14 protein-coding genes are annotated in these 19,821 nt (G+C 49.0%); 5 read left to right on the forward strand and 9 right to left on the reverse strand.

Annotated elements, in window-relative coordinates; genetic code table 11:
* The first annotated feature begins 135 nt into the window (after nt 1-135).
* Entirely contained in the window at nt 136-2,271 is a 2,136-nt protein-coding gene (locus N7386_RS00690; RefSeq protein WP_279766753.1) for a S9 family peptidase, read from the forward strand.
* 10 nt (nt 2,272-2,281) lie between these two features.
* Nucleotides 2,282-2,725, forward strand: a complete 444-nt coding sequence (locus tag N7386_RS00695) for a GIY-YIG nuclease family protein (RefSeq protein ID WP_279766754.1) — start codon at nt 2,282-2,284, stop codon at nt 2,723-2,725.
* A 194-nt stretch (nt 2,726-2,919) separates the two neighbouring features.
* Here the strand turns inward: N7386_RS00695 and N7386_RS00700 are convergent, their stop codons facing one another.
* Both N7386_RS00700 and N7386_RS00705 read right to left on the reverse strand, forming a co-directional pair.
* Nucleotides 2,920-3,429 (reverse strand): hypothetical protein, encoded by a 510-nt coding sequence (locus tag N7386_RS00700; protein WP_249552954.1) that lies wholly within the window; start codon nt 3,427-3,429, stop codon nt 2,920-2,922.
* Between the two features lie 761 nt (nt 3,430-4,190).
* Nucleotides 4,191-4,967: a hypothetical protein gene (locus N7386_RS00705; protein ID WP_169548431.1), complete on the reverse strand. Its 777-nt coding sequence runs from the start codon at nt 4,965-4,967 to the stop codon at nt 4,191-4,193.
* Between the two features lie 268 nt (nt 4,968-5,235).
* On the opposite strand from N7386_RS00705, the gene N7386_RS00710 reads away from it, so the two are divergent.
* Nucleotides 5,236-6,003, forward strand: a complete 768-nt coding sequence (locus N7386_RS00710) for a class I SAM-dependent methyltransferase (RefSeq protein ID WP_126512246.1) — start codon at nt 5,236-5,238, stop codon at nt 6,001-6,003.
* 24 nt (nt 6,004-6,027) lie between these two features.
* On the opposite strand, the gene N7386_RS00715 is transcribed toward N7386_RS00710, so the two are convergent.
* The 3 genes from N7386_RS00715 to N7386_RS00725 all read right to left on the reverse strand — a co-directional run bounded on the left by N7386_RS00715 (nt 6,028) and on the right by N7386_RS00725 (nt 10,768).
* Entirely contained in the window at nt 6,028-8,025 is a 1,998-nt protein-coding gene (locus tag N7386_RS00715) for a M14 family metallopeptidase (protein ID WP_126512247.1), read from the reverse strand.
* A 131-nt stretch (nt 8,026-8,156) separates the two neighbouring features.
* Entirely contained in the window at nt 8,157-9,275 is a 1,119-nt protein-coding gene (locus N7386_RS00720; RefSeq protein WP_011624770.1) for an FUSC family protein, read from the reverse strand.
* A 263-nt stretch (nt 9,276-9,538) separates the two neighbouring features.
* Nucleotides 9,539-10,768 carry a dicarboxylate/amino acid:cation symporter gene (locus N7386_RS00725; protein WP_126512248.1) on the reverse strand — a complete coding sequence of 410 codons (1,230 nt, stop codon included), beginning with the start codon at nt 10,766-10,768 and terminating at the stop codon, nt 9,539-9,541.
* Nucleotides 10,769-11,167: 399 nt separating this feature from the next.
* Between N7386_RS00725 and N7386_RS00730 the strand changes: the two genes are divergently transcribed.
* Entirely contained in the window at nt 11,168-11,584 is a 417-nt protein-coding gene (locus tag N7386_RS00730; protein ID WP_279766756.1) for a hypothetical protein, read from the forward strand.
* 81 nt (nt 11,585-11,665) lie between these two features.
* On the opposite strand, the gene N7386_RS00735 is transcribed toward N7386_RS00730, so the two are convergent.
* Nucleotides 11,666-13,399, reverse strand: a complete 1,734-nt coding sequence (locus N7386_RS00735; protein ID WP_279766758.1) for a hypothetical protein — start codon at nt 13,397-13,399, stop codon at nt 11,666-11,668.
* A gap of 405 nt (nt 13,400-13,804) precedes the next feature.
* On the opposite strand from N7386_RS00735, the gene N7386_RS00740 reads away from it, so the two are divergent.
* Nucleotides 13,805-15,268 carry an OmpA family protein gene (locus N7386_RS00740; protein ID WP_279766759.1) on the forward strand — a complete coding sequence of 488 codons (1,464 nt, stop codon included), beginning with the start codon at nt 13,805-13,807 and terminating at the stop codon, nt 15,266-15,268.
* Nucleotides 15,269-15,388: 120 nt separating this feature from the next.
* On the opposite strand, the gene N7386_RS00745 is transcribed toward N7386_RS00740, so the two are convergent.
* From N7386_RS00745 to hslO, 3 genes are all read right to left on the reverse strand, one after another.
* Nucleotides 15,389-16,948 (reverse strand): AbgT family transporter, encoded by a 1,560-nt coding sequence (locus N7386_RS00745; protein WP_279766760.1) that lies wholly within the window; start codon nt 16,946-16,948, stop codon nt 15,389-15,391.
* A gap of 245 nt (nt 16,949-17,193) precedes the next feature.
* Nucleotides 17,194-18,735 (reverse strand): phosphoenolpyruvate carboxykinase, encoded by a 1,542-nt coding sequence (locus N7386_RS00750; RefSeq protein WP_089066674.1) that lies wholly within the window; start codon nt 18,733-18,735, stop codon nt 17,194-17,196.
* 200 nt (nt 18,736-18,935) lie between these two features.
* Entirely contained in the window at nt 18,936-19,796 is an 861-nt protein-coding gene (gene hslO, locus N7386_RS00755; protein ID WP_249552975.1) for an Hsp33 family molecular chaperone HslO, read from the reverse strand.
* Nucleotides 19,797-19,821: the final 25 nt, after the last annotated feature.

Genomic DNA, 19,821 nt, shown 5'->3' on the forward strand with positions numbered 1-19,821 from the left:
CGCCAAGCTTAAACCAGCATCATCTTTAGGAAACTCGCAACAAGCGCTAGCTTGGGTATATCATATCCGGCACATTAACTTATTGGCTTGCCGTCGTGCCCCACGATGGTGTTTGAACGTCACAAGGACGTATAAATGCGCACTCTGCTGCTTACTTTAGGTCTCGCTATGCTATTACCCGGTTGCTCCACTCCAAAAGGGCAAGTTTCTGCGCCCGTTGCGGAAAAAATTCCCCATGTGATGACCTTGCACGGGGTCACGCGCACCGACAATTACTACTGGATGCGTGACGATAAACGCCAAGATCCTAAGGTATTGGCGCATCTGAATGCCGAAAACCGTTATACCCAAGCCTACTTTAAGCCGCTTAAGTCATTGCAGGATGGGCTGTTTAACGAACTGACCGGGCGCTTAGTGGCCGACGAGTCGAGCGTGCCTTATCAATGGCACCAGCACAGCTATTACCGCCGCTACCAAGAGGGCGGCGAATATCCGCTGATCGCCCGCAAAGGCAGTGACGGGGTTGAGCAAATGATGCTGGACGTGAATGAGCGCGCCAAGGGCCATGAGTTTTATGGTTTAGGTGGCGTCAGCGTCAGCCCAGATGAAACCATGTTGGCCTTCGGTGAAGATGTGTTAAGCCGCCGCGTGTATAACATCTACTTTAAAGATATTGAGTCCGGCGCCATGATCACCGATGTGCTTGAAAACACAGAGGGACGCATCGTTTGGGGCAATGACAATCGCCATGTGTTTTATATCGCCAAGGATTTGCAAACCCTGCTGGGTTACCGCGTATATCGCCACGAACTCGGCACGCCACAATCGAGCGATGTGTTGGTGTATGAGGAGCAAGACGATGCTTACTACATCTCCCTCGGTAAGAGTTTAGACGAGTCGCAAATTGTGCTGTTCCACGAGAGCACCACAACCAGCGAAGTGTCAGTGTTGGATGCTAACGATCCCCTAAGCCTGTTCAAACCTGTGCTGGCGCGGGAAGAGGGCCATGAATACAGCGTTTCTAAACTGGGCGATAGCTATTACATTCTCACCAACTGGCAGGCGACTAACTTCCGTTTGATGAAAGTGGCGATTAAGGATGCCGCCGATAAATCTAAATGGCAGGAAGTGGTTGCCCACAATCCTAATGCGCGCATCGAAGACGAGCTGGTGCTGAAGGATTATTTGGTGATTCAAACCCGCGAGAATGGTCTAACGCGCATTAAAGTGATGCCATTCAATGGTCAAAAGCCCTTTGAGCTGAGTTTTGATGAACCCGCCTATGTGCTCGGTTTAGATGTGAACGCCCAGCAAGATAGCGATAAGTTACGTATTTTCTACTCGAGCCTGACCACGCCTGAGGCGATTTATGAGTACCACTTAAGTAATCCCGATAGACGCGATTTGCTTAAGCAGGAACAAGTGCTTGGCGGCTTCGATGCCAGTCAATATCGCGCCGAACGTTTATTTGTCACCGCCCGCGATGGCGCTAAGGTGCCAGTGTCCTTGGTGTATCGTAAGGATAAGTTCAAGAAAGACGGCACTAACCCTCTATATCAATATGGTTATGGTTCATATGGTTACACGGTAGAGCCTGACTTTTCTTCGTCGGTTATCAGTCTGCTCGACCGTGGCTTTGTCTATGCCATCGCCCATGTACGCGGCAGCGAAATGTTAGGTCGCCCTTGGTACGATGCGGGTAAGTTACTGAATAAAAAGAATACCTTTAATGACTTTATCGATGTCACCGCAGCCTTAACCGAGCAAGGTTATGGCGACAAGAATAAAGTGGTGGCTTCGGGCGGTAGTGCTGGCGGGCTGTTAATGGGCGCGATTGCCAATATGGCGCCTGAAAAGTACTTTGCCATTGCGGCGCACGTGCCCTTTGTGGATGTGGTCACGACCATGCTCGATGAGTCGATTCCGCTCACCACCAATGAGTACGATGAATGGGGTAATCCAAACGAGAAGACCTATTTCGACTATATGCTCAGCTATTCGCCCTACGACAATGTTGCCGACCATGAGTACCCACACCTGTTGGTCACCACAGGTTTGCATGATTCACAGGTGCAGTATTTCGAGCCAGCGAAATGGGTAGCGAAACTGCGTGAAGTGCAAAATAAATGGTACAAACTGGACGATAAGGTGTTGTTATTCGACGTGAATATGGATGCAGGACACGGTGGCAAGAGTGGCCGTTACCGCCAGTACCAAGACACTGCGCAGGAATATGCCTTCTTCCTAAGCCTGCTCGGCATGACTAAGTAGGCACCAACGGGTGACCGATTTAGTGATTGAAGCCGCTAATTCAACTCTCTTGGCTAGCCCCAAAAAAGGGGCTAGCCAAACTCAAGCTGCTAACCAAACTCAGCTTTCTAGCAAGCCAGAAGCGCTAGGAGCTGAGCAAGCTGTTACTTCCGAACAAGGTGCGACGTCAGAGATAGAACAAGTCTCGATGTGGTATCTGTACCTTATCCGCTGCGCCAATGGCCACTTATACACAGGCATCACCACAGATGTCGCACGCCGCTTTAACGAACATCAATCAAGCAGCCCCAAAGCAGCAAAGTACCTGCGCGGCAAAGGGCCATTAACCCTAATGTATCAAGAACAAGTCGGCACCCGCAGCGATGCTCTAAAGCGTGAAATCGCGGTTAAGAAGTTAAGCCGCAGTCAAAAGCTGGCAATGATTGAGTTTGGAATGATAGTGGGGAACGATTAAGCACAGTCATTTCAGTGACACGCAGCAAGTACGTCCTTGTATGCTCGACGGCGGCATCCATGCCGCCAACGGTCACCTCCATGTCAGTGCTTAATCCCGTTAAGCACGGAGTATCCTTTAGCTTGTACATGCCTCGATTCTGTTGTTAATTAGCAAATTTTAATAGCTGGTGCTTCGATCAATTCAGCGCTGAATTACATATTCGGGAAGAATGTCTGACAAAAAACAAATGACTCTTTATAAATAGATTCATATTCAATTTTTAATGTAGTGCCTTTCAAACTACTGAGGATGTCTTTTATTAGTGTTGCATTTTCTTTGTGTTTAGTTGTTGAAAAAATCCACTGCATTTGTCCTGGTAAAATTGATCCAGGTATACCAATAATATTGAAATGGAAATGACCAAAATTAAGCTGTGGAAATATTTCTTTGTAATCGAAGTCATCAAGGCTTAAAACAATACCGTTTTTTTCAAAAGAGACTGCTTTTATTATAGCTGGTCCAATTCCATCATTATTGATGTAAACGCCAGCACTATCTTGATGTGTCGAAACTAATACATGGCATGATAAATAGGGTCTTACTGTAAGTTTATTATGAGTTTGGGTGACTTTACCTTGCCAAATTGTTGTTCCCAAAGCCAGTATCGCTACGAACATTGACATGATGGCTATTACTATTTCTGCTGTTAACCATGACGGCATTTCTGATCCTAATTAATGTCTATTTAATTATATGAAACATATACCTAATAGTAACTTAAAACAACTTAGCTTCTACTTTCCCCTTGGGTTACCCACGTATGTTCATATAGTTTATCCTAAGGCGTTTTTTATTCTGCGTCAGATTGATTGCACTGATAGATATCCCATTCTAAGTATTCCTCAAAATGGATTGTGAGCTATGTTCGCGAGTGTAATGATACATCCATTATTAATCTCGGCTACGAAATAATGAAGGTTAGATCAGGTATTACTCGGCTATCAATGGTTGCACCAAATCAAGCATTGTTGCGCCAGTGACCTTCTAAAACATGGATGTTTTAGTAGAGCCTACAAGGACGTATCCACGGCGAGTCACTGGTGTAACAGTGCGAAAGCCTGCGGCAGGCAATTAGGGAATAGGATAGCCAGAAGCTGTGATGTTGCCTATTAGCAACTCGAACCATTACCGAAACTAGCACTGGCTCACCGAGCGAGTTTATCTAGATAATCATTGTCAAACTTTGCTCCGAAAAACAAATAGGTAAAACGTTACCAAAGGCTTACCTGAGTTGAGTTTGAGAAAGTCTCAGACGTAAAAAAAGATGCCACTACAAGGGGTTAGTGGCATAAAGTGCATAAGAATGTCCATGGAACGGTAACGCAAAAGGGGTGGGTAGAAGACTGACATTTGGTTGGGTACTGCAACATCAGTCTCTACGCCGGGAAGTTGGTTGAGCGGTAACGCTGTTAATCTAACGGGCTTAGTGTTTGCTTACTGGGCCATCGATTTTATCGAAGCTCACATCCCCTGAACCTGCCGAGAGAATGGTTAAGCCCTTAGTGTTCACCACATTGATATCGCCTGAGCCATCGTTGATGGTGACTGTGTTTTGCACATTGGCGACGTTGATTTCGCCAGAGCCGTCATCGATGGTGATGCTGCCTTTAATATCATTGACTTGGATGCCACCAGATCCATCGACAATTGCTAGGTTGCCGTTCACTTGGCTGACTTCAATCGCGCCAGAACCATCGTCTATGCTGACATTATTGCCGCCATGAATAACCAGTTCGCCCGAGCCATCCTTGACCTTGATATCCGCGGTCATCTTGTTGATCAAAATCGCACCCGAACCATCGTCAATGTCCAGCGCTAATCCGGCAGGCACTTGTAACTTAAGGTCGATATAGGGTGAGTAATTGCTAAAGCTGCTATGGGATTCAAAGTCGGCCTTAAGCTGGGCTTTGTTGGCCTTTTTCTCAAGGGTGAGAATGACTTTGCTATCGTCATTACTATAAATATCAGCGACTAACTTAATTTGGGTTAGGCCTTCGACACCGATAATTTCAAGGCTGCCCGCCCCCGTTTCGGCGACGAGCTCCTGCAGGTCTTGAGCATCGAGGCTGAGTTCACGTTGCTGGTGATCTAAATCCGGCATGCCGGCGGCATTCACATTGATAATGCAGCCAGTGAGTGACACGCCAACGGTAAAGGCGGCGACAAATCCGAGGGTAAATATAAAAGGGCGTAATGACATTTTCTTCTTCCTTGTTATCGACACTCGATAAACTGCAGAGTGCGGAGTCTATGGCGATAAGTGCTATGTCGAGAGATAGCACATCCTATGCCAACTTTTAAATTCCTTAATTATCAGTTAAATACTGTAAATGTGTCCGCTTGGGCGCAGGCGGACATGTCCGCTGAATGAGTGATTTTTCCCAAAGAGTGGTGAAATTACTCACTTATTCAGTTAGCGTGTGTCCAACATTCCAGCTTGATAAAAAGCATAACCAGAAAGGATTCATATGGATTACTTAACGACCAATAAAATCGCTTGGGATGCCCGCACTCGAGTGCACTTAACCTCTGATTTTTATGATGTTGAAGGCTTTTTGAGTGGCAACACATCCTTAACCGAAATCGAGCTGAGTGAGCTTGCGGTGGCGGGCAAAAGTCTATTGCATCTGCAATGTCATTTTGGCTTAGATACCCTGTCGTGGGCGCGAATGGGCGCAAAGGTGACTGGGGTCGATTTATCCGAGGTGGCGATTGCTGAGGCGCGCAAGCTGGCGCTGCAGACGGAGTTGTCCGCCGAGTTTATCTGTAGCGATGTCTACAGCGTCGCGGGCAAGATTGAGCCGCAAGATATTGTATTTACCTCCTATGGCGCGATTGTTTGGTTGCCGGACTTAACACTCTGGGCGCAGACCATTGCGGCGTGTTTAAAGCCCGGCGGACAGTTTTATATGGCTGAGTTTCATCCGGCGCAGCAGCTATTCGATGGATATAGCTATTTTAATCGCGGTGAGCCAGACATTGAGCAGGAAGGAACCTATACCGAGAACGCCGGTGATGAGCAGCAAACCTTAATGTGTTGGTCGCATAGCTTGTCTGAGGTGATCAATGCCTTATTGCAGGCGGGCTTAGTGTTGGAGTTCTTCCACGAGTTTGCGTTTAGCCCCTATAACTGTTTCGAAGGGCTAAAGGCGCGAGCCGATGGCCGTTATGTACTAAAACACCAAGGGCAACAGGTGCCCTTGGTGTATAGCATTAGCGCGCGTAAGCCTGCTTAATCCTTGCCGTTTTTAACTGCGGGATTAACGGCTACGGTAGACCGGATACTTAAGATATTGATTATCGTAGTAAGGGCTGCGCTCATAGAACCAGCGCAAGCGTGCCTCGGGATCGGCGGCAAACTCTGGGTTTTCCAGTGCTTTGTTAAATTCCGCCTGCAGCTTGGGATCTTCCTTAAGCATCTTGGTGGCCAGCGGCTCTACGGCGTAGTCCTCAATGTATTCGGTACGGGTAAAGATAGGGTTGAAGAAGCCCCATTGCAGTAACGAGTCCGGTGATTGTGGCTCGAGCAGTAAAATCGCCAGATCGCCTAAGGGTTGATCTGTGCTGATTTTCACTGTGCCCGCGGGCAAGGTGGTGGTCAGTTTGGCCAGTGTCGAGTCGGCCTTCACTGTGAGTCGTCCCTCGAACGCCTTGGTATTAAACACCGGATTGCTCAAGCTGTATTGCTGCAATTTAAGCTCAGTTGGCTTGCTTAAACGTGTCATCCGAATACCGTGTAGATTTAAGCGGTCGATCACTTGTGTCCACTGGGCGGGAATATAGTAAGCACTCGGGCGAGTGACTTTGATATCGGGCACAGTTTCGGCAATCACAGCTAGGTTCGGGTACAGCTTAGGCTCGCCTGTCCAGCGCACTACCTCGGTGCCGCTAATCGGGCTCTGCTCAAGCTTGTAATCTATGCCTTTAAAATCCCAGCCTTTAGCCAGTGGCGCCGATTTCCACGTTAATGTGATCAGTGGCGAGGCGCGGTATTTATCCTCTTGAATCGCACTCTTTAACTTAGTCGCTTGGTCACCCACGGTTTTCAAGGTTTGCTCTAGCATCACATAAGTGCCAAGTACGCGCTGCTTAAAGGGTTTTAAGCTGTGGTTCTCAATCAAAATGGTGGGCAGATGGCGGGCATCACCATAACCATTAGAGAAGCGTGGGCTAGGGTTCCACAGTGACATGCCTTTAGTGATGTCGGTATTGTCGACGGCAAAAATCAGCGGACCTGGGATATGACCTTGGGCGGTTAATGCCGCTTCGACCGCTGGGCGGTAGCTATTTTCGAGCCAGCGGAAACTGGCGGGACTCAAACCTTGGGCAAGGTTGTAGCCGAAGGTGATGTCGTACTGGTAGTCGATACCGTCGGTGACATGCACATCGATATACAAATCTGGTTGCCACACATTGATTGCCCGCAGCATATGCTGCATTTCTAAGGTGTCGGCCTTGGCGTAGTCGCGGTTCAGGTTGAGGTTATTGGCATTGGTGCGCCAACCCATATTGACCGGGCCGCGCTGATTTACGCGGTTAAATTCGCCGCTGCGCTCATGGGCATCAACACTAAACATAGGCACAAACAGCAAGTTAGCCTTTTCGAGTAGGTCGCTTTTATCGCCTTTTATGATATCCCGCAGCAGCATCATGCCGGCGTCTTTACCGTCGATTTCGCCCGCGTGGATCCCGGCTTGCACCAGAATCGTCGGCTTAGTGTTTTGCTTTAGCCTTGCCGATTCGTTAATGCCTTCGCTGCTGGCGACATACATCCAAATGTCGCGCCCTTGAGGGCTCTTGCCTAGGCTGACTTTCTGCAATTTGGTGGTTTCGGCCGCCAATCGGTCGAGCCAAGTAATGGTATCGTCATAGCTTGGGCTTTCGGTGCCGTTGCTTTGCTCAAAGGGCGTCGCCCATTCGTTATCGGCGCTGAGTAACAGGGCTTCGCTGCCTCCGTGCCAAGTGATGCTTGGCGGGAGAATGGTGTCATTCACAAAGGTATTGGCGCGAGTCGGTGTTGCTGTTACTGCGGCTGAGGGAGTGGCTACAGCCGCGGGCGAAGCGCTGCTGTCGGCGCTGGCGTTAACCGCGTCAGTTTTAGCGGCTTCAGTATTGGCAACTTCAGCGTTGGCAGCTCCAGTCGTTGTCACTTCGGGTTGCGCGACTTCGGTATTCGCGGCAACGGCTAACTGGGCGGTGAATAGTGAACCCGCCGATAAGCAGGCAATGGCGATAACGGAAGGGGAAAACAAGCGCATGAAAACAGTCCACACATCGAATTTTTATTAGGGCGGTATCTTTTCATTAAGCCCCTGCGAGTGCAAGGGCTGCCAAGGGTTTATCTTGGTTCGGGTGAGTGATTTTCGCTGCCATGCCCCGTGGTAACAGTCTATGAAGGTTTGGCGGTTTTATGTAACACGGTTTGTCCGCTATAGGCGATTTCGATAATCTCGATATCGGCGTAGAGCGCTTCGACGGCAATGGCGAGTTGATAGATAAGCCAGCCGTATCCCGTGAGGGCAAATCCCTGCGCGACTTCATTGGCTAAAGGGGCCGAATTTGGCGTTTGGGCGGCTAAGCTGAGTTGTAATCTGTGCTGCAACTCCTGCTCTAATGAATTTGGTAGTGTGGGCAATGTGGCTGTTTTGCCCGCAACAAATTCACTCAGCCTGTGAAGATAAGCCGTAAGCTCGGCGGCGACACGGTTGATTTGGTGGTATGCCTCTTTGTCGGCCTCCTGCCAGCGACTCAAAGGTAATAGCTCGAGTAGAGTGATCAGCCGCACCTGTTTATTAACTAATTCTGCCAGCAGCACTTTATGTTTTTTCAGGGTTTGGCTTTCCCACTCGAGGGAGAAAAACAGTTTCTTCTGGGTTAATACCGCCTTCATGGCCGCCTCGAGTTCGGCGCGAAAGTCTAAATCATGGTTGGCGGGAGCCTGTAGATGTTGGGTCAGCACTTTGGCCATACTGTCTATGGCATTGGCGAGCTGGCTGCGCCAGTCCTGCTTGGCCTTAATCGGGAAGATAAACAGCGACACCAGAATGGCGATAACACAACCGAGCAGAATATTCGCCGTGCGCCAGAGTGCCTCTGAGGTGTCGTGGTTCGCATCGCCCACCACGATAATAATGGTGAATCCCGCCACCAAATAGGCATAGCTGTAGCGTCCCGCCGAGATAAAACAGATCAGCGTGACCCCTAAGATCAGCAGCCCCATAATCAGCCAATAACTGTCGATAGTGGCCACTAACATCACGCCATAAGCCGACCCTAAACAGGTGCCTACCGCCCGTTGCAGGGACTTTTCAATTGCGCCGCCCACCTGCGGCAGACTCATCATAATGATCACTATGGTCACCATGCTCCAAATAAAATGCGGCGGCGACCAAATGGCGTTAATGGTGACGGCAATCAGCAGGGCGAGGCCGAGTTTAAGGGCGTGAATGGCACGGAAATGACGATAGATAAAGTCGGCAAAAGGGCTTGCAGGGGCAAATACGGACATAATGCAACACTCCTTTGGACTGATGGTAGCCAAGCCATTATCGCAGAAAGGCACTGTGTCCGTGTGGCTTGGCGGATAAAGAAATACGAATTGCGAGACGGCGCCGTTTGAGCTTAGACCAAGGCGTCGCCAAGATCACATAAATCTGCATTAAGTGATACAAAATCAGAGGGATAAGATGCGGTATCCCGAGGGTTTAGGTATAAAAAAGGCTTGAATAAGTAAGCCTATTCAAGCCTTGGTATATCAATGTATTTATGCTGTTAGTTCGAGTTTGGCTCTGCGGTGTACTTATCCATAATGATGGCGCAGGCGGCATCACCCGTGATGTTGAGCGCGGTGCGGATCATGTCAAACACTCGGTCGAGGGCGAATAACAGTGGTAAACCATCAATAGGAATCCCTGCGGCCAGTAGTACAGCGACCACTAAAAATGACGGACCGGGGACACCCGCTTGGCCAATGGCACCCAAGGTTGAGGTAAAGATAATCGCGGCATAGGCGGTCATCGACAGATCGACGTTGTACATTTGCGCGAAGAACATGGCGACTAAACCATAGTAAATCGCGTTGCCGCTCATATTGATGGTGGCACCTAAAGGCAGCACAAAGGCGGTGGTTGCCTTAGAAACCTTAAGATCTTCTTCACAGGTTTCCATATTCACTGGCAGCGTGGCCATAGACGATGCTGTCGACAGTGCCATCACCTGAGGTTTTTTCATCGCCGAAATAAATTGGCGTGCCGATACCTTAGAAAACAGCTGTACCACTAAGGGGAAGAACACAAAACCGTAGATCAGAATCGCGGCCACAAACACGGCAAACAGCTTAAACACGACTTCTAAGGCATCGAAACCGAAGGTGCCGACGGAATCGGCCATCAAACCAAATACCCCAATGGGCGCAATCACCATCACACAGTTGATCATCCACACAAAGGCGTCGACGACGGTATTTAACGCTGCCATGATGGGCTTGGCGCCATCGCCTTTGACCTTGGTCAGCGCGATACCGAAAAATATACTAAACACTAGAATTTGAAGGATATTCCCGCCAGTTAATGACTCGAACACATTGGTTGGGATCATGCCAATAAAGGTGTCCATTACTCCTGGCAGTGCGCCGTGTTCGGCGGTGACTTCCATCAGGCCGCTACTGCTATGGGCGGTAAAGTCTACCCCCGCGCCTGGCGTAAACACCTTGCCCATGACTAATGCCAAGGCCACGGCAATCCCCGAGGTGACAATAAAGAAACCGAAGGTGCCGACACCAATCTTACCCGCCGAGGGGCTATCGCCTAAGCTGGCTGCGCCGCTGATGATAGACACCAGTACCAGTGGGATCACTAGCATTTTGATTAAATGGATAAAGATGGTACCCAGTGGGGCGAAGATGCTCGCACTTTCGCCCATGGTAAAACCAACCAGTGCGCCAATAATCATGGCAATAACCACTTGCACACCAATGTTGCCTAATAAACTCTTGCTCTTCATTCTTGCGAAACTCCCCAATTACCGCGGCATTTTGTGTCTTAAGACTAGTTATCTATTTACAGGCCCGCCCTCGCTTTTGGCGTAAAAGCGCAGCCCTGACACGTTTTTTGGGCGCTTAAGGTACCACAGTTGCTGTTATGGGTTTTGTGAAACATCACCAACCTTGGTTTGAAAATAACCAAAATCTAAATAACGTGACGTCTAAATGAATAATATTCAAAAATGCATGTGGTAAAATAATGTTTATTTAAATTTGATTGGTTTTTTGTCCATCGAATTGATGAATTGTGATTTTGGCTTTGATGGACGCAGATGTCCTCTCGTATTCTTGGGGCGGGTTGAGTCGCGAGAACTCCCATCTGTTACTTGTATGCATCTTGGGAGTGGTGAATTGCTTCTATGGCCATGCAACTTAGTGACTCACTCGGTTTTACTATGACAACGCCATTCGAGGACATTATGAATATCAGCACATTTTTCGGCCAGCCCGAGTCGTTACAGCGCTGGATAAGAAAGTGCATCGAACAACCCGGATTAAGTTATTGGCTGGTTTATCAAGATCTTGATGACGGTGAATCCCTACAGCTGACCACATTATTATTCCCGATAGTGGCTAATATGAGGGAGCTATCGGATGCCGAAATCGATGCCTTTGAGGATGGCTTAGTCCACAGTGACTATGGTTACCTGCTAAATACGGATCAAATCGAGGATGTGATTGATAATCTTAAGCAGCAAAAAGCTCAGCCCAGTGAACAGGAACTGCTTGAAGCGATTATCTTTTACTATGAGCGAGATGCGTTTATCAGCCTCTAATGGGCTCTTTACGGTGCATCGCGACTTAAGTTGAGATAAGCGCCCCGAGGAATCAACTCAGGGGCGCGGAGGGAGTAAGCTTTACTTTGCTAGCGACTTAAAGTGGTTGTGCAGGGTATTGCTGAAGCTTTGGTCGTAGGTAAAGCGATATAACTGTTTATTTTCAGTCGTATCAAATGCTGTGTTTAGCTCAACTTCAGTCAGCAAGTTTGAGGTCACAAGGTAGTAGCTTGGTTGCACCATCTGGCTAGCAATCGGGTCCGCCACAATTTCAGTGATAGTTAGTAGCTTGCCGCCGTTCGGACTGGTGCTAATGCTCCATTCATGTTGGCTTTCAGGCTGACCGAAGCTATCGAGAATGGTGAATTTATTCGTTGAGTCCTCAACGTAACTCTCGGGGTAAGCGAAGGGCCACAACAGTTCCACGATCACGCTAGAGGAAAGCTGGCTCGCGGTTTCAACGCCCGTTTCATAGGTGATGGGATCTTCTTCGCGGCAAAGCACATCAGCCGTTTGTTTTATATCCATGCGATAGATTTGCGAAGGCCAACTGAGTGACGCCAGCTTAAGGTCGCTTGGGAGGTTTGCCAGCAAATCCTGCCAGTCAGCGGCCGTGTTTTGATACTTATGGAAATTCATTTCGACAGGGACTTCAGTGCCGGCATAAACGGTCTTTATTTTGTTACCTTCAATCACAGGTTCTTTCAGGACATACCCTTGGTCGTTACGCGAGGCATTGATCCATTTTTTCATTGGCTCATTCCAGCATTCGGTAGGGACCTCCTCTCCCGACGTGTTGTCGAAGATCATCACAGCGTCACCTGAAAATACCCCAGTAAGAGTTTGGTCAGCAGTACCATAATCTAAGCTGACAAAGTGGCTGTTGCGAACGGTGGCGATATTGAGCACATGAGATTCGTCGGTATGATTGAGCATGCTGCTAAACACTGTATCCCAGTCAGTGCTGTTCATCGCCTTACGATCAACCGGCGCCTCCATATAGCCGAAGTGCACTAAGGTGCTCTCCACCTTATTGGTGACGGCAATCGGATTGGTTTGCAGATAAGCCTCAGTGCCAAAGCCGTACCCTAGGATTAAATTCTCGAAGGCTTCAAATGCGGCGATTAACACTTCGATAGCCGCCAAAATTTCCACCGTGCGCTCGTTGGTGAGGTTTAACAGGTAATCGTGTAACAGCAGGGTGTCGATAAATGTGGGTTGCAGGGTGATTTCGGGCGAAAGACTAAATAAATCGGCTTCGACTTGTTTAAATCCAGTGGCGTATAGGTTTTTGAGTTTGGCGCGGAACTCAATCACTTGCTGTGGCGTTAAGTCTGCCTCAATCATCTTGCGATAGCGTGAAAACTCAATATTAGTCAGCGCGTTGATATGACCCGCATGATCGGGCAGGGCAACGATATTCATGCCACCTGTGGTGGCGTTGGTGTGAGCAGCGGCGGAGCTCACCGTCAATGCTGAGCGTGCCGATGAAGGCGCGTTATCAATCCAGTCGGCCAGCAGGTAATAGTTAGGTTTTTCGGTCGCGCTTTTCCAATCGATTTGATACTTACCGTCAGTGCCTGTAGTGGTGCTCGGTTCACCCTCTGAGCAGCTTAAGTCTTGGTTGAGATCCACGCACACGTTGGCCCCGGCGATAGCGCCGATATAAGTGACCTGACCTGTGACTTTATGGGCGTATTCAGTTGGAGGCGTCGGCTCTGGCGTCGTGGTGGTGTCATCTTTATCGTCTGAGCCAGAACATGCCGTCAGCAAACTGGTGGCGATCAGCAAAGAGAGCAGTTTAGGTTTAAACATCTTGTGTCCTTACATCAATTCGGCAATTTCCATTGCACTGAGTTAGCGCGGAGTCATCTGATAACGTCGAGTATTCAACGTATTGCAGTGTTATTCGTGGCCAAGCCAAATAGCATGAGCCAAGGTGACTAAGAAGGGCGTGAGTATCGGTCTGAGTGGATAAAAATCGACGCCGCTTGTGATAAAACATGCGGCTTGATGTGAAATCCCTTTCACGACAACGTTTGGCATCCTTCCGGTCAAAATGCGGCTGTTTTTAAATCAGTCTGCATTTTCGACAGCTATTTTTGCCTGTACAACCCATCGCCTCAATCACGCTAAAGTATTAACTTGTTTCATATTTGTTATTGCGCAATCAGTTTAGTGTTACTTTTCGCGGCAGTATTTCTATGGAGGGTAATATTGATGCGTGTTTCTAAGCGGAGTTATTTAGCGGGGTTATTGGCTATTTCGACGAGCCTGTTGCCTTTGTCGTTAATGGCGGCGGATGAGGGGTTATTCACGCCTTTTCCTACGGCGAAATTAAAGGATGAATTGACGCGCCATTATGCAGAATATCCCTTTATTATCAGCGCGGGTGAACAAAGGTCTGACTATCGTTTTAAGCCTATCTTCGGTCAGGTCCATCAGCAAAAATACAAATTAGCGCCCGAATACAGCCCTGCGCATATTCTCGATAATTACCGTGAACAGATTAAAAAGCTTGGTGGCGAAGTCCTATTCGAGTGTCTGCTTGAGGCATGTGGTGATTCTCGCCTATTGCGAGAGAAAATTGCCCTGTTGGATGGCGTTATTGGTGTTGAAAGTGGTTACTTGTTTGCTCGAGTGAAGAATGAGCAAAAAGAGTTTTATACCGCTATACAAGCGGCAGTTATGAATGATTCTGCGGGTCTTCATATTACGACGCTCGAGGTGATCCCCGAGCCGTTAGATTTAGTCACGGTTAATGCCGCATTTTTACAGCAAGCGCCTAAGCAAATCGAGTTTAAAGATAATCAAAAGAAGGATACGAATGGCGCCGAGGATCATCCGCTTATCAGCCGCTTAAAGGGAAGCTATATCCAGGACTTTAAACGCCAAGGCTTTGCGAGCACAGTATTTGTGTCTTCAATGGATGCAAGCAATAAGCCTGTGCTGGTGGAGCGTGCGGGTAAGTTGACTCAAAATGGCTATTCAATACCAAAGGAATATTCGGGTTATGAGGTGTTCACTAACTACAAGGTGGCATTGACTAAACTCGGATTTGAGACGCAATTTGAGTGTCAGGGAAAGGCCTGTGGTAGGGAGGACAGGTTTATCAGAGCTATCGATTCTCTAGTGAATATTGGTAACGAAGACAGCCAGTTTTATGCTTGGTATACCTTAACGCGCCCCGAGGGGAATGTGCATGTGAGCACTTATACCATAGGTTATATCGGCGGGTTATGGACCGACTTGCGGGTGTTAGAGGAGACTGAGCTTAAGGATGACCGCGTGGGGATCAATCTTGAGGCGCTGACCGACCAAATTGAAGCTAAGGGCCATGTTGCCTTAGAAGGGTTGTTATTCGAGTACGATAGCGACCAGTTATTGCCCGAGGCGCAGCCCGTTGTCGAGGTGCTTGCCAGTTACTTAAAGGCAAATCCTAAGCGTGCATTTTATGTGGTGGGTCATACCGATGACAAAGGTAATCAAGCCTATAACCAAGGTCTATCCCAACGCCGCGCGGTGGCGATTGTGAAGTTATTGACCACGAGTCATGGTATTCAAACTCAACAATTGGAAGCCGTAGGCATAGGTGAACATGCTCCCGTTGCTAGCAACAGTGATGAGGCGGGGCAGCAGCAGAATCGCCGTGTCGAGTTAGTATTAAGATCGGATACTAAGTAAGCCCAATCGTTTGATTCAATAGATATAAAAATGGCGTCAGCTCTTATCTAGTTGGCGCCATTTTTGTTTATCTGTAGTCGCTCAGCCGACGATCTCAGCCAAGCGATATTTATACTAAGGCTAAGATAGTGCGGGGAAGGTCAGCGAGCTGCCAATTCCTAGTGGTAGACCTAGGGCCCAGTAAGCCAATAAGAAACCGCTCCAAAGCAGGAGAAAACTGATTGAAAACGGCAACATCAGTGCCACTAGAGTGCCAATGCCTGATTCCTTAACGTATTTTTGGCAAAACACCACAATCAACGGAAAATAAGGCATCAGCGGAGTGATGATATTGGTCGACGAGTCGCCCACGCGGTAAGCGGCTTGGGTCAGATCGGGCGATACGCCTAGTTCCATTAACATGGGTACCATGATGGCTCCAATCAAAGCCCATTTGGCCGACGCCGAGCCGACTAATAGATTGACGAACGCCGTGAGAAACACTATCCCCACCAAAGTCACGCCCATAGGAAGGGCCAATTCTTTCAACGCCAACGCGCCTTTAATCGCCATTAATGCGCCTAAATTGGATTGACCAAAGGCATAAATAAACTGGGCGCAGAAGAAGGCCATGACGATGTAATAACCCATGCCGCTCATGGACTTACTCATGCCTTGAATAATGGCCCTGTGGTTATTCGCCGTGCCCGCAACATAGCCATAGACTATGCCTGGCACGAGGAAGAACACAAAAATAATCGCCACAATGGAGCGCATTAAGGGAGCCGAGGCACTGGTTAGCGCGCCATCGGTACCACGCCAGGCAGAGTTGTCACCATAGGCGGTAAACACTAGCCCTAAGGCACATAACAACATGGCGCCCATGGCGAATTTGAGACCTCGGCGCTCATGGGGCGCCAGCTCATCAAGCGTTGGGAGTGTGCTGGGATCGCCATTCACCGCGGTGTTTTTTAGGCGCGGCTCAATCACTTTATCCGTTAAGAACCAACCAACTAAGATGATTAACACGGCTGAAGCCGACGTAAAGAAGATATTATTCAGTGGGTTAATCGTTAATGTGGCCGCTGCGGGATCGGCGGATAATCTTGCCGCAGCCTGAGTTAAGCCCGCTAACATAGGGTCAAGGCTCGAAGGCACGCCCACGGTCGCAGAAAAACCGCCGGATACGCCCGCGAAAGCGGCGGCAATACCGGCTAGGGGATGACGGCCCGCGGCATAGAAGATCACCGCGCCGAGTGGGATAACCAGTACATAACCCGCATCTACCGCGACATGGCTCAGGATACCCACGGCGATCAATACCGGGGTGAGTAACATCTTGGGGGTAACAGATAAAATCGAGCGCAGTCCGGCATTAATAAAGCCAGTATGCTCAGCCACGCCAAGCCCCAGCATAGCAACTAGCACGACACCCAGCGGCGGAAAAGTCACAAAAGTGGAGACTATGTTCGAGGTAAATGCAGTCAGTGCGCCGCCTTCGAGCATATTCACGACTTGAATGGGGTTGCCTGTTCGAGGGTCGATTTCATCAAAACTGACACCCGATAATCCCCAGGAGATCAGCCAGACTAAGCCCAGAAACATCGCAAATAACACCGCCGGATCGGGCAGCTTATTGCCGACGACTTCGACGCCATTGAGAAATCGCTGGAATCCAGTGACAGGTTTATGGTTTTCCATTTGGGTGTCGCTTCCTAAAAATGATGATTGTTATCGATGATTATAAAAACGCAGCATTAATTTAAGCTTGGTTTAACTAATCGATAAGAAATAAAACACATAAAAATCTACCGCAGTGACTTTAGTGCGGTTGGCTCTTAGTCATCAAATCAACAGGCAAATAAAAAGCGCGGGTTCATCGCTGAACCCGCGCTTTTTTACTCAACAATGTGTTTGATTACATTATCTAAATGAATCCGCTGCGCCTATGCCTTTGGGCCAGCGTTACGGATGGCATCAGACACTTGGTACTTAGCGAAGTTCTTAGTGAAGGCTTCGGCCAGTTTTTGGGCGTATTCGGCGTACAGTGCCTTATCGCTCCAAGTATTCACTGGGTTGAGTAGGTTAGTGTCTACACCCGGTACCGCCACAGGCACGGCCAGATTCAGCGTCTCTAAGTGTACGGTGTCGACGTTTTTCAGTTCACCGCTGACAATCGCATCGACAATGGCGCGAGTCGTTGGGATGTCGAAACGTTTACCAATACCGTGTGGGCCGCCAGTCCAGCCAGTGTTCACTAAGTACACTTGGCTACCGAATGACTCGATACGCTTCATCAGCAGCTCCGCATACACGCCCGCAGGACGTGGGAAGAAAGGTGCGCCGAAGCAGGTAGAGAAGGTGGACTGAATCGCCGAGGTTGAACCGATTTCAGTCGAACCGACTTTAGCTGTGTAGCCAGAGAGGAAGTGGTAAGCCGCTTGCTCTTTACTCAGGATAGAAACTGGTGGTAATACGCCAGACACGTCGCAGGTTAAGAACACCACAGCGTGTGGCTCGGCGCCACGGTTGTCTTCTTTACGCTGAGCGATATGCTCGAGTGGGTAAGCCGCACGGGTGTTTTCCGTCAGGCTGCTGTCTTTGTAGTTAGGCACGCGGTGCTCGTCCATTACCACGTTTTCCAGCACAGTACCGAAGCGAATCGCATCCCAAATCACAGGCTCGTTCTTTTGGCTCAGGTCGATACACTTGGCGTAGCAACCGCCTTCGATGTTGAATACGCCGCCCGGTGCCCAGCCGTGCTCATCGTCACCGATCAGGAAGCGTTTTGGATCAGCAGACAGGGTGGTTTTACCCGTGCCTGACAGACCGAAGAATAGGGTAGTGTCGCCGTCTTTACCTACGTTAGCCGAGCAGTGCATTGGCAATACGCCTTGGGCTGGCAGCAGGAAGTTTTGTACAGAGAACATCGACTTCTTCATTTCGCCAGCGTATTTCAGGCCCGCTAGCAACACTTTGCGCTCGGCAAAGTTTAAGATCACCGCCGCATCTGAATTGGTGCCATCACGCTCAGGAACACAGACGAAGTCTGGCGCGTTGATGATTTGCCATACAGGCTTGTCTTGACGGTTAAATTCTTCTGGGATGATAAAAAGGTTGCGGGCGAACAGTTGGTGCCAAGCGTATTGAGTCGTCACGCGCACTGGCTGGTAATGTTCTGGGTCTGCACCGACTTCGAGGTCAGATACAAACAACTCTTTATCGGCGAGGAATGCTTCTACGCGCGCCCATAATCCTTCAAAAGCACCGGGTTCAAATGCTTGGTTGACGGGTCCCCATTCGATGTCAGCCGCTGAACTGTCTTCTTTTACGATAAAACGATCGCCAGGAGAGCGACCGGTGCGGGTACCGGTTTTAGCGACCAGTGCGCCGTTTGCAGTCAATTCACCTTCGCCGCGTAGCAGGGCAAATTCGACCAGTTGTGCTGTTGAGGGGTTGTAATGAACGCGGTTTAATCCATCCGCCATAGTGAGGTCTCCATTGACTTGTATTTGTAAGGTTATTTTTTTATCGATCGTCTGCCGATTTGTTTTTATTTATCGCCCGAGGCGTGCTAGGGGACAAAGTGTGCCGATTGTATCCTATCCGCGGGTAAAGTGTGAGCTGGATCATTGAGGCGGTACAAAAAAGGGCACCCTAAGGTGCCCTTTTAACAGTCAATTTTGACTTACTGCTGGGTATTTGAAGCCGTGCCGTTGGCATAAATAGCTGCGATATCAATACCATCGAATACGTATTTGGCATTGCAGTACTCACAACCCATTTCGACCTTACCGTCTTCGGCCAGAATGGCTTCGACTTCGGCTTGATCAATGGTTTTGATCGCGGCTGCGCTGCGCTCACGTGAGCAAGTACACTTGAAGCTGACTTCGATAGGATCGAACAGACGCACTTCTTCTTGGTGATATAAGCGGTGCAAGACGTCCTGCGCATCTAAGGTGAATAACTCTTCTGCCTTGATGGTCGCGGTCAGCTGACACAAATGCTCGAAGTCGGCATTGTGGTCTTCTTGGCTTGGCAAGACTTGCAGGAACATACCCGCAGCTTGCTTACCGTCGGCAAATAACCAGAGTGCAGTAGGTAATTGCTCTGATTGGTTAAAGTAGTCTTCGACACAGGCGGCTAAGGTTGGTTTGTCGAGGGCGACCACGCCTTGGTAACGCTCGCCTTCATCTGGCGTCAGGGTGATAACCATATAACCTTGGCCAAACAGATCGGCGAGGCTAGCATCGTCGGCTAACTCGCCTTCCCAGCGGGCAATACCGCGTAATTGCTGCTGGTTATTTCCATTGATCACCGCCAGTGATACTGGGCCGTTGCCCTGCAGCTGCACGCTGATATCGCCACTGAATTTTAAGGTGGCAGTTAACAGAGACGTCGCCGCCAGCAATTCACCCAGCAGGATTTGCAACACGGGTGGGTAAGCGTGTGAGCCAATCACCTGTTGATAGCTGTCTTGTAACTGTACGAGTTCGCCACGCACATCGGCATTGTCGAACAGGTAGCGGTTTAAAATATCTTGTATCATCTTGTATCTCACTGTTAGGTAACTT

This window comes from Shewanella sp. GD04112, from assembly GCF_029835735.1.
GTDB lineage: Bacteria > Pseudomonadota > Gammaproteobacteria > Enterobacterales > Shewanellaceae > Shewanella.